This window comes from uncultured Maritalea sp. (assembly GCF_937139385.1).
Lineage (GTDB): Bacteria > Pseudomonadota > Alphaproteobacteria > Rhizobiales > Devosiaceae > Maritalea > Maritalea porphyrae_A.
Genome location: NZ_CAKZPW010000132.1, coordinates 1 through 10,013, shown reverse-complemented (window position 1 = coordinate 10,013; position 10,013 = coordinate 1). Strand labels below are relative to the sequence as shown.

The 10,013-nt window shown below is 49.8% G+C and carries 14 protein-coding genes; 7 read left to right on the top strand and 7 right to left on the bottom strand.

Translation table 11 applies throughout. The features are described 5' to 3' along the window. The coding region (locus tag Q0231_RS05505) for a toprim domain-containing protein (protein ID WP_299346079.1) at nucleotides 1-219 on the top strand (219 nt) is incomplete at its 5' end. Here Q0231_RS05505 and Q0231_RS05500 read toward each other — a convergent pair. After that, nucleotides 216-824 (bottom strand): LysE family translocator, encoded by a 609-nt coding sequence (locus Q0231_RS05500; protein ID WP_269392874.1) that lies wholly within the window; start codon nucleotides 822-824, stop codon nucleotides 216-218. The two genes, Q0231_RS05505 and Q0231_RS05500, sit on opposite strands and share 4 nt — an antisense overlap. A gap of 118 nt (nucleotides 825-942) precedes the next feature. Between Q0231_RS05500 and Q0231_RS05495 the strand changes: the two genes are divergently transcribed. Beyond that, nucleotides 943-1,386: a hypothetical protein gene (locus Q0231_RS05495; RefSeq protein WP_299346074.1), complete on the top strand. Its 444-nt coding sequence runs from the start codon at nucleotides 943-945 to the stop codon at nucleotides 1,384-1,386. Here Q0231_RS05495 and Q0231_RS05490 read toward each other — a convergent pair whose 3' ends face one another. Further along, entirely contained in the window at nucleotides 1,387-2,538 is a 1,152-nt protein-coding gene (locus Q0231_RS05490; RefSeq protein WP_299346071.1) for a DNA recombination protein RmuC, read from the bottom strand. Nucleotides 2,539-2,711: 173 nt separating this feature from the next. On the opposite strand from Q0231_RS05490, the gene def reads away from it, so the two are divergent. Genes def through truA form a run of 3 tightly spaced genes read left to right on the top strand, consistent with a single transcriptional unit; the run spans nucleotide 2,712 to nucleotide 4,894 of the window. Then, nucleotides 2,712-3,227 (top strand): peptide deformylase, encoded by a 516-nt coding sequence (def, locus tag Q0231_RS05485; RefSeq protein WP_299346068.1) that lies wholly within the window; start codon nucleotides 2,712-2,714, stop codon nucleotides 3,225-3,227. Nucleotides 3,228-3,230: 3 nt separating this feature from the next. Continuing rightward, nucleotides 3,231-4,157 carry a methionyl-tRNA formyltransferase gene (gene fmt, locus Q0231_RS05480; protein ID WP_269392870.1) on the top strand — a complete coding sequence of 309 codons (927 nt, stop codon included), beginning with the start codon at nucleotides 3,231-3,233 and terminating at the stop codon, nucleotides 4,155-4,157. Continuing rightward, the gene (gene truA, locus Q0231_RS05475; RefSeq protein ID WP_269392869.1) at nucleotides 4,157-4,894 is read left to right on the top strand and encodes a tRNA pseudouridine(38-40) synthase TruA; all 738 of its coding nucleotides are present in this window, start codon (nucleotides 4,157-4,159) and stop codon (nucleotides 4,892-4,894) included. Before fmt ends, truA begins: the two co-directional genes overlap by 1 nt. Nucleotides 4,895-4,897: 3 nt before the next feature. Here truA and Q0231_RS05470 read toward each other — a convergent pair whose 3' ends face one another. The 3 genes from Q0231_RS05470 to dapD are packed head-to-tail and all read right to left on the bottom strand — an operon-like array spanning nucleotide 4,898 to nucleotide 7,485. Further along, nucleotides 4,898-5,470, bottom strand: a complete 573-nt coding sequence (locus Q0231_RS05470) for a hypothetical protein (RefSeq protein WP_269392868.1) — start codon at nucleotides 5,468-5,470, stop codon at nucleotides 4,898-4,900. Nucleotides 5,471-5,475: 5 nt separating this feature from the next. Then, the gene (gene dapE / locus Q0231_RS05465) at nucleotides 5,476-6,636 is read right to left on the bottom strand and encodes a succinyl-diaminopimelate desuccinylase (protein ID WP_299346060.1); all 1,161 of its coding nucleotides are present in this window, start codon (nucleotides 6,634-6,636) and stop codon (nucleotides 5,476-5,478) included. 3 nt (nucleotides 6,637-6,639) lie between these two features. Next, entirely contained in the window at nucleotides 6,640-7,485 is an 846-nt protein-coding gene (dapD, locus tag Q0231_RS05460; RefSeq protein WP_299346057.1) for a 2,3,4,5-tetrahydropyridine-2,6-dicarboxylate N-succinyltransferase, read from the bottom strand. A gap of 172 nt (nucleotides 7,486-7,657) precedes the next feature. Here dapD and Q0231_RS05455 point away from each other — a divergent pair, with 172 nt between their 5' ends. Then, nucleotides 7,658-8,527 carry an LOG family protein gene (locus tag Q0231_RS05455; RefSeq protein WP_269392864.1) on the top strand — a complete coding sequence of 290 codons (870 nt, stop codon included), beginning with the start codon at nucleotides 7,658-7,660 and terminating at the stop codon, nucleotides 8,525-8,527. 47 nt (nucleotides 8,528-8,574) lie between these two features. Here Q0231_RS05455 and Q0231_RS05450 read toward each other — a convergent pair whose 3' ends face one another. Further along, nucleotides 8,575-8,871, bottom strand: coding sequence for a hypothetical protein (locus Q0231_RS05450; protein ID WP_299346054.1), 297 nt, complete (start codon nucleotides 8,869-8,871; stop codon nucleotides 8,575-8,577). Between the two features lie 86 nt (nucleotides 8,872-8,957). On the opposite strand from Q0231_RS05450, the gene Q0231_RS05445 reads away from it, so the two are divergent. Further along, entirely contained in the window at nucleotides 8,958-9,638 is a 681-nt protein-coding gene (locus tag Q0231_RS05445) for a YafY family protein (protein WP_299346051.1), read from the top strand. Here Q0231_RS05445 and Q0231_RS05440 read toward each other — a convergent pair. After that, nucleotides 9,635-10,013 (bottom strand): HAD hydrolase-like protein (locus Q0231_RS05440; RefSeq protein ID WP_299346048.1); only part of this gene is annotated, 379 nt, incomplete at its 5' end. The genes Q0231_RS05445 and Q0231_RS05440 overlap by 4 nt on opposite strands.

Genomic DNA, 10,013 nt, shown 5'->3' with positions numbered 1-10,013 from the left:
CTTGTTGCCCGGGTCGAACAGGGCGACGTCAAAGAAGTGGTATTGGCCGTCAACGCTACCGTTGACGGGCAAACAACCGCTCACTATGTGACTGATCGTCTTGAAGGTCTAAATGTCAAAATCACCCGATTGGCCCATGGCGTACCTGTTGGGGGCGAACTTGACTATTTGGACGAGGGCACACTCACGCAGGCTTTGGCTGCCCGCACAGATTTTTAGAACCAGTTCGCCACGAACAACCAAATGGCCACACCCCCCAAAAGACTACCAAAGACCCAGTTCATCATGCGCATGTTTTGGCCCGACCTAAAACGCGCGCCGACCTTGTCGCTGGCGATAATCCAAACGATAAACGCCACCAAATTGTGGATTGTGAATGCTGTCGCAATCACAAAACTTGCGAAAATAGCCTGGTCGGGAATGAGCTTGCTTGGCGGAAACTGGGTGAACAAGAGTGCAATGATCACATAAGCTTTAGGGTTGAATAGCAGTAACAAAAACCCATCGATGAAACTGGCCGCATGATCAACCTGTGGGGCGTCACAAATGTCTGAAGTGGCAAGTTTCCAGGCCAAATACAAAACATATATGGCCCCAAGCGAAGCTAGGAATTTGGTCAGGCCGACATTGTTGCCCGTGCTCAATTCAAACCCCAATCCCACAGCCATCGTTACGCTAAGCGTAGCCACATGGTAGCCAACCAACGCCGGCACAGTGGCTTTCGTTCCAAATCGTGCGGCCAAAGCTGCAAAGAACAGATTGCCCGGGCCTGGTGAAAAAGCCAGAGGTATAAGGAACAAAACAAGTGGCAACAGAAAAGTCATAAAAACTCCAAACAGAAAACCAAATTAGAAGAATTTGTCTGGGCTGACGAACCGAATTTGACGTTGTGGCATGATGCATGTGCTAAGCTTCAAAGAAACATGTTGGGTAAGTGAATTAATGGGAACTTGGTTTGAAGCTACTGAAACCGTGAACACCACATTGGACGGTGTGGAGGAGAAGGCAAAAGACCTCGGGCACTATTTTCAATCTGTTGTTGGTTTCATGCCCGGCATTTCGAGTGCTGTTTTGCTTGAGGCAGAAGCAACGAGGGTCAAAATACAGACAAATGAAGGTATCATGATCCGCTCAAACATCACGCAGCACAAAACGCCAAGTGAGTTCACCGTCGATTTCGATGAGGCTTATCAAGCAGGCTCGCTGATGATGACGCAATCCCGCCACACTAATATATTTTCGTCGACCACCAATGGCGTCACGCACAAGCTGATCATCAGCAATGTATCAGCGAACGGTATTCTGGGGTGGCTCTATCGTACGTTTGGCGCAAGCAATATTGGCAAAGCAATTCTGGCAGCCACCAAAACCCACTTAGAAAGTTGACTATTGTGGGGGCAGTGCTTCTGGCGCGCTGTCCTCAAATTCCATCTGTTCAATTCGTTCGCTACGCTTGGTGACTTTGCCAGTAGAAATGAGAATTTGCTCAACATCTTTGTTGGCTTGCTGAAAATGTGTCTGCAATTTTAAAACGCGGTCAGACAATCGCCCAACATCGCTCAGCAAGTTGGAAACCTCTTGTTGGATGATATGCGCCTGTTCACGCATTTTCACGTCGCGCAACAATGCCTGCACCACTTGGATTGAAAGCATCAAAAGGGATGGCGAAACAATCACCACACGCTGGCGCAGCGCTTTTTGCACAATGTCTTCAAACCGCTCGTGAATGTCCGCAAAAATTGCTTCTGACGGCACAAACAAGAAGGCCGTGTCATGTGTTTCGCCGGGGATGAAATATTTGTCTGAAATGGCTTTGACGTGGATATTCATGTCATTTCGAAATGCGGCCACTGCCAATTTGGTTTGCTCTGGGGTTTCTGCTGCGTGTAGGCGCTGCCAGGCCTCCAGTGGAAACTTTGCATCGATCACCAAATTCGGCGCATCATTGGGCAGCGTCACCAAACAATCAGGGCGGTTGTTGTTTGAAAGTGTCGCTTGAAAGTTAAAGCTTGCCGCCGGCAGACCATCAGCAACAATTGCTTCCATGCGCCCTTGTCCAAATGCGCCACGACTTTGCTTGTTGGCCAAAATATCGCGCAGCGAAACAACTTCGGTTGAAAGCTCAGCGATGGTGGTTTGAGCTCGGTCGATTACAGCCAAACGTTCATTGAGCTTTGAAAGGCTTTCTTCGGTTTTCACCCGCGTTTCATTGACCGATTGGTTGGTGCGATGGCTCGCCCCTTCAATCCGCTCTGTGAGAAGCCGTGCCAAATCGGATGTGCGTGAACCAAAAATCTCTGACATGGTGCCCATACGCCCTGTCATTTCCGATTGTATGCGCATCAGGTCCGCCATGTGGCGTTCCATTTCGGCATTGCGCTGCGCCAAAGCAATGGCATCGTCTTGGCGTTTGCGGTTTGCGCGCGAAATCGCAACAATGCCAAAAACAGACAGCACCAAAAGAGCGACCAAAAAGATCAACACCGTTTCCGTGCCAGAGAAATTGCGCCCAAAGGCGGAAAAGAGAGTTTGTTCCATTTCCCAATTCTATCTGATTCGCGCCGATTGCCGCCTCATTTCAGTGCTGGAAATTCGGCTAAGAACTCTTACATATAGACAAGGTAGATAGGCGCAAAATGAAAGCTTTTCTTGACCAGCAAAGCCCTTTCATCCTATCGACACGTTAAATTGAACCAAAGGCGATCTCAAATATGGCTATCCGGCCCATTCTTCATATTCCTTCCCCTTGCTTGCGCGAAGTGGCTGCACCAGTTGTTGAGATCAATGATGAGATCAAAATTCTCATCAAAGACATGCTCGACACCATGTATGATGCGCCCGGCGTTGGCCTTGCTGCGCCACAAATCGGTGTTATGCACCGCGTTATTGTGATGGACCCAGCAGGCGAAGAAGAAGAGCCAGCGCCCTTGGCTATGATCAACCCAAAAATCATTTGGTTGTCAGAAGAGCTTCGCATTCATCAAGAAGGCTGCCTCTCCATCCCAGAGTATTATGAGGATGTAGAGCGTCCAGACCAGTGCAAAGTGACGTTTTTGGACAAAGAAGGTAAAAGCCACGAACGTACATGCGATGGGCTGTTGTCAACGATTGTTCAGCACGAAGTCGACCATTTGGATGGCAAATTGTTCATTGATTACCTGTCGCGTCTCAAACGTGAGCGGGTCACGAAAAAATTCAAGAAATTGGCCAAAAGGGCGGCAGAATAAATTATGCGCGTCATCTTTATGGGCACACCAGAAATTGCTGTGCCAACCCTTAGCGAAATTATTGGCCGTGGGCATGATGTGGTTGCCGTTTATTCGCAACCACCACGTCCGGCGGGTCGGGGCAAGAAAGAACGCAAATCGCCCGTGCATGAACTGGCTGAAGGTTTCGGACTTGAAGTGCGCACCCCGCTAAACTTTAAAGATGAAGCCGATATTGCAGCCTTTGAAGCGCTGGATGCGGACGTAGCCGTTGTTGTGGCCTATGGCTTGCTGTTGCCTAAACGTATTTTGGACGCACCGGAAAAAGGCTGTTTGAATTTGCACGGCTCTTTGCTACCCCGATGGCGCGGTGCAGCGCCTATTCAGCGTGCAATCATGGCCGGCGATACCCAAACGGGCCTGATGGTCATGCAAATGGACGAAGGTCTTGATACGGGCGATGTGGGTCTAATCGATGAAATCCCAATCTCCGAAAATATGACTGCTGGTGAACTGCACGACCAAATGATGATCCGTGGTGCGGATTTGATGGGGCGTGCGCTACCTGCGCTTGAACGGGATAGCCTGCATTTTGTTCCCCAAGCTGCAGAGGGCGTCACCTACGCCAAAAAAATCGACAAGGCCGAAGCCCGGATCGATTGGTGCCAACCAGCTATAGACATCCACAACAAGGTGCGTGGGCTTTCGCCTTTCCCCGGCGCATGGTTTGAAATTGAATTAAACGGCAAACCCACCCGCATCAAAGTGATCAAATCATCACTGGCACAGGGCCAAGGCGCTGCCGGCACAGTTGTCGATGATATGTTGACCATTGCCACAGGTGAGGGCGCCATTGCGCTGACCCATGTTCAACGCGAGGGCAAGAGTGTGATGGATGCACAAACATTTATCCGCGGCACTGGTTCGCTCAAAGGTAAAGTGCTCAGCTAATGCCTCGCTATAAGCTCACCATTGAATATGACGGCACACCTTATACGGGGTGGCAAAGCCAGCTTGAAGGCAACGCCGTGCAAAATCATGTTGAGGATGCGATCGAGCGCTTTTGTGGTCAAAGAATTGCCACCCAGGCAGCTGGTCGCACCGACGCGGGTGTGCATGCACTGGGTCAGGTTATCCATCTTGATTTAGAAAAAGACGTCGATGCATTCAAAGTTGCCGAAGCGATAAACTTTCACCTAAAGCCAAAACCCATTGTGGTTGTTGCATGGGAAAAAGTTGATGATAGCTTTGAGGCGCGTTTTTCAGCGAAAGCTCGCCATTACGAATATCAAATTCTCAATCGGCGCGTGCGCCCCGCGCTTGATCACATGCGTGTTTGGAAAGTGCTGCCCCCTTTAGATGAAAAGAAGATGCACGAAGCTGCGCAGCTGGTTTTGGGCAAACATGATTTTACGACTTTTCGCGCCAGCCTATGCCAAGCCAAATCGCCGATACGTACATTGGATCGGTTAGATGTTACCCGCGAAGGCGAAACAATCTTTATCAATGTGTCCGCGCTCAGCTTTTTGCACAATCAAGTGCGCTCGCTTGTTGGCTCACTCAAAATGGTGGGTGAAGGCAAATGGTCGCCCACTGACTTTCGCAAAGCGCTGGATGCTGCCGATAGAAAAGCGTGTGGCCCAGTTGCGCCTGCGCACGGCCTATACCTAACGCAAGTCGATTATTAGGCACTAGCCAATAATACGAAAGCCAAGGCCCGGAATAATCCCGCCAAGGAACATCAACACCACCAAACAGCCAAGCATGGCAAGCAATTGCGCACCGATCATCAATGCAAGATCAGGACCGCGAATATCGAGCAGAAATGCAGCCGCACGCACATAAAATACTGCTGTTGCGATGGTGATAATGAGACTGCCGATCAAGCCGGGCAGAACAAACGTCAAGAGCAATGCAATAATCAGAAAGAAGAAATTCGACCAATTGTGTGCGGCGATGTAACTGGCGATATCAAACGGCTTTCCCTTGGTGCGTAGAAACAAATAGACCCCGTAAAACCCAGCAATATTGATCGCCAGAAGGTGAAATAGCACCAAGAGCGGCATGGGTGCAATCACGTCCGCAGGCAAGGGCAACTGCAACATGGCTTGCGCGCCAAGCGCCACCAGAACGGAAATCGTAGACGTTGCCACGCCGGACCAACTGCCATCAAGTTGATTGGCCATCGCCCGGTTTCCCGCCAATATGCCCCAACATCCGCGGGCTGCGGCGATGATTTCTTCAATGAGGCTATTGGAATTCACAAAAATTACCTTTGTTTGGCGAAGCTAGCTAGAAAATGGGCATAAACGGACTGAAGTTCAAGCACCATTTGTGTCTGCACCCGTTCATCCACCTGATGCATGGTCTTGCCCACAAGTCCAAATTCGGCAACTGGGCAATAATCCGCGATAAAGCGCGCGTCAGATGTGCCGCCACCGGTGGAGCGCTTTGGCACTTGTCCCGCAACAGTTTCAACACTTTGGACCAGCAAATCAACATGTTCAGACCCGTGCGAAACGAATGAGCGCGAAACGGGTTGCTTGATGTTGAGTTCAACATCGCATCCATTTGCAGGCACTTTGAGGATTTGCTGGGACAGCCAATAGCCTAGTTTATCGGCATCCCAAATATCATTAAAACGAATATTGCCCTTAAGCGAGCCCTTTGCAGGGATCACATTGGTGGCAACGTTTCCCACATCTATGGATGTGATTTCCAAATTAGTCGGTTGGAAGTTCTCATTGCCCTCATCCAGTTTAGCGTAGGACAAATGATGAGCAATACCAGCCAATGTTGGCAATGGATTGCGCGCCTTGTCTGGATAAGCCACATGACCCTGTTCGCCCTCAACGGTAACCGTGAAGCCAAGTGACCCTCGTCGACCAATTTTTACTGTGTCACCAAAAGTGTCCGCGCTAGAGGGTTCACCAACAAGGCCAAAATCAAATGTGTGCCCTTGCTCAGTTGCCCATTTTAGGGCTTTCACTGTGCCATTGACCGCGTCTGCTTCTTCGTCGCCCGTGATCAGCAGCGAGATGGTGCAATTTTCCGCTTCCCCGCTTTCAACAAACGCGGGCAAGGCAGCACAAAAAGCAGCAACCCCGCTTTTCATATCCACCGCGCCGCGACCCCACATCACGCCATTGTCGTCCACATCAGCGGAAAAAGGATCATGCGACCACGCATCAGCATCGCCCACAGGCACAACATCGGTGTGACCGGCAAACAAAAGGTGTGCTCCCTTTGTGCCGCGCGTGGCAAACAGGTTCTCAACGCGATAACTGCCGTCGCCTTCAAAAGGAATGCGGGTGCACTCAAAACCAAGCGGTTCCAAAAATCGTACAAGCACATCCAGTGCCCCATCATCTGCTGGGGTCACAGAATTGCAGCGGATCAAGTCCCGCAATAAATCAAGGGCGACGGCCATAATTTAGTCTCGCAACAAATCGTTGATTGATGTCTTTGAACGTGTCTTTTCGTCGACTTGCTTTACGATGACCGCGCAATAAAGGCTTGGCCCCGGTGTGCCATCTGGCAAAGGTTTGCCCGGCATTGAACCAGAAACAACCACAGAGTATGGCGGCACTTCGCCCATATGGATTTCCCCGGTATGGCGGTTGACGATTTTTGTCGATTGGCCAATGAAAACACCCATGGAAATCACAGAACCTTTGCCCACACGAACGCCTTCAACAATCTCTGAACGTGCCCCGATGAAGCAATCATCTTCAATGATCACCGGATCGGCTTGCAATGGCTCTAAAACGCCACCAATGCCCACACCGCCTGACAGGTGCACATTAGCGCCAATTTGTGCGCACGATCCAACAGCGGCCCATGTGTCGACCATTGTGTTTTCACCCACATAGGCACCAAGGTTCACAAATGATGGCATCAACACAGCGCCAGGCGCAATATGCGCCGAGTGGCGAACAATTGAGCCCGGAACGGCGCGAAAACCTGCATCGCGAAAACGGTTTTCGCTCCAGCCCGCAAATTTAGACGGCACCTTGTCCCACCAGTGTGCCCCACCTGGGCCGCCGGGAATGGCTTCCATATCATTTAGACGGAACGACAATAAAACAGCTTTTTTGGCCCATTGGTTAACGGTCCATTCGCCATTTGCATCTTGTTCGGCGACGCGCAATTTGCCATCGTCCATCAGCGCAAGCGCTTCCTTTACAGCATCGCGCACAGCGCCTTGCGTGTTCAAATTTACATTTTCGCGATCATCGAACGCTGCATCAATGGTCTGGGCCAAGTCGGCAAATGACATATTTCTAAGCTCTCCATCTGATCAATATGATTTGTGGCGACATTAGCGGTGTTGCCAAGGGTGTCAACCAGCCCAATCACGAAACAATGAACAATGTGCAATCCGCCAACGAGCACCGATCGTTAATACGATTGTGAGTACAATAGTTGGTAATAGAAATTTGGAGATATATATGTCTAAGCGCCGTCACACCTCGTTACGCACCTCGCAAGAAGATATCAGCGTCACAAGGCGTGTCCCCAGGACGCCACAGACCGAATCTGCTGCGTACAAATTGGCGTTTTCTGACGAAGAATTCATGACGTCTGAAGACACGCGCGCTATCCGTCTGCAGCTCGAAATCCTCAAGCCAGAATTATGGCTCCGTGAGCGCGGCATTAATTCAACCGTGGTTTTGTTTGGTGGTGCGCGTTTGCCAGCACCCGGTGCTGAAGCTTGGGCGGCAAAAAACGATGTCCAAAAAGCTAATTTGGAAAAGAACTCCAAATACTACAACGAAGCCCGCAAATTCGCGCGTTTGGCATCTCTGACCTCAGAAACCATGGATCATAAGGAATATGTTGTGGTCACCGGCGGCGGTCCTGGTGTAATGGAAGCGGGTAATAAAGGGGCAAGCGAAGTCGGCGCACCTTCGATTGGCTTGAACATTGTTTTGCCGCATGAACAAGCACCAAACCTTTTTGTCACCCCTGACCTTAGTTTCAATTTCCACTATTTCGCAACGCGGAAAATCCACTTTTTACTACGCGCCAAAGTGATTGCTGTTTTCCCCGGTGGTTTTGGCACCATGGATGAGTTTTTTGAAACGCTTACGCTCATTCAAACAGGTCGTATGGAACGTGTTCCGGTTCTGCTGTTTGGCTCGCATTTTTGGAATCGCGTGATCAATCTGGATGCATTGGCTGAAGAAGGCACAATTTCCCCCGACGATGTCAATCTGTTCTCGGTTGTTGATACCGCAGAAGAAGCCTGGTGCATTGTTCGCGATGCCTACAATCTTCCAACGATCACCGACGAGAATTGCGATTGCGTTGTCGAGTAAACTTGCACAATGTGCATGAAGGCCCGGCTTTATAGCCGGGCCTCTTGCTATTCGACGAACTTATCGACGCTGAAATGCTTCATACTTTCCACAGTTTCAATTTCCGACATCATTGCTTGAAATTCTGGGATCGTCATCACTTGTTGTGCTGCGGCTTGCGCGTCATCTAGGCTTTCCCATTCCACGAGATCGCAAAAATGACTTTGATCATCTGTGTTGATCAAAGCGCGATAATTGACAAAACCTTTGAAGTTTTTTGCGTGTTCCATTGCATCGCGGCGCAGTTTTGTTGCCTTTTCAAGATCCTTCACCTTGAAGCTGACCAACTCAAAAATCGTGCTCATATTCATATCCTTCCATTGTTGATAAAAGAGGAATAACATGACCCTGTTGCCACCCTTGTGGCCACAATGATTTAGGGATTAAAAAGATGCGCCCCGCGGAGAGACTGTTTCGGATAATTAGAATTCTGCGAACGGCCAACGGCGCTCTGACAGCGAGCCAAATTGCGCAAAAACTTGAGGTGTCTAAGCGCTCGATTTATCGAGATATGGCACATCTGATCGGATCAGGAGCACCGATCGATTCAGAGCCTGGTGTTGGGTTTATGCTAAGGGATGAGTTTGATCTGCCACCGCTCAGCTTCACCTTTGAACAGCTAGAAGCACTCGCTTTAGGCGCCAAAACACTGGCCCTGATTGCAGACGATGATTTGTCAACTGCCGCAAAAGAAGCACTGGAGAAAATCCGTGATGCGGTGCCCGAAAGACACAAAGCAAAGCTTGACGCGCCTCATCTCATGGTTGTGCCGCCAAAAGGCATTGAAATGCCCACAAAAACGCTGCGTCGACTGCGCAGGGCGATTGATGAAAACCTAGTGCTCAAGATTAGCTATCGTGCATTGGATGGCGGACAGACAAGCCGGGAGGTTTATCCATTGGCCCTCACAAATTTCGGGCCAAAATGGCTTTTGACCGCTTGGTGCACGGTGCGCAAAGACTTTCGCGATTTTAGGGTTGATCGGATTGACCAACTCTCAGACTTGCGCCGCAAATTTGTGCCCACAAATGGGCAACAACTTAGCGATTATTTAAAGCGATATAGTACTTAGCGCTGGCCGAATGCTTGCAAAAATTGCGCAATGTCATTGGTCACATGATGTACGTGTTCGTGGTCGTCTTTCCGCTCTAGTTCAAAGTCTTCTAAACTGTCGTCCTCAAATTCGTCGCCCGGAATAACATGTACCGTGCGCATACCGATTTCATGGGCGGTGAGTAGATTTTTTTCCATATCTTCAAACATGGCGGCAGTTTTTGGGTCCACATTGTGTTCACTCATGAACTTTTCATATGGGCGACGGAAAGGTTTTGGCTCAAAATCCGCTTCCACAATGCCAAAAATGCCGTCAAATACATCTTTGCCGCCAAGTCGATCAATGACCGCTTCAGCGTGGCCAACATCAGCATTGGTGAAAATGAGCTTTTGG

Bases quoted from the DNA above. Each gene is read 5' to 3' on its own strand.
- Q0231_RS05500 (WP_269392874.1), bottom strand. From the start codon at position 824: ATGACTTTTCTGTTGCCACTTGTTTTGTTCCTTATACCTCTGGCTTTT.
- dapD (WP_299346057.1), bottom strand. From the start codon at position 7,485: ATGTCATTTGCCGACTTGGCCCAGACCATTGATGCAGCGTTCGATGAT.
- Q0231_RS05455 (WP_269392864.1), top strand. From the start codon at position 7,658: ATGTCTAAGCGCCGTCACACCTCGTTACGCACCTCGCAAGAAGATATC.
- Q0231_RS05450 (WP_299346054.1), bottom strand. From the start codon at position 8,871: ATGAGCACGATTTTTGAGTTGGTCAGCTTCAAGGTGAAGGATCTTGAA.
- Q0231_RS05445 (WP_299346051.1), top strand. From the start codon at position 8,958: ATGCGCCCCGCGGAGAGACTGTTTCGGATAATTAGAATTCTGCGAACG.
- Q0231_RS05495 (WP_299346074.1), top strand. From the start codon at position 943: ATGGGAACTTGGTTTGAAGCTACTGAAACCGTGAACACCACATTGGAC.
- dapE (WP_299346060.1), bottom strand. From the start codon at position 6,636: ATGGCCGTCGCCCTTGATTTATTGCGGGACTTGATCCGCTGCAATTCT.
- fmt (WP_269392870.1), top strand. From the start codon at position 3,231: ATGCGCGTCATCTTTATGGGCACACCAGAAATTGCTGTGCCAACCCTT.
- Q0231_RS05490 (WP_299346071.1), bottom strand. From the start codon at position 2,538: ATGGAACAAACTCTCTTTTCCGCCTTTGGGCGCAATTTCTCTGGCACG.
- truA (WP_269392869.1), top strand. From the start codon at position 4,157: ATGCCTCGCTATAAGCTCACCATTGAATATGACGGCACACCTTATACG.
- def (WP_299346068.1), top strand. From the start codon at position 2,712: ATGGCTATCCGGCCCATTCTTCATATTCCTTCCCCTTGCTTGCGCGAA.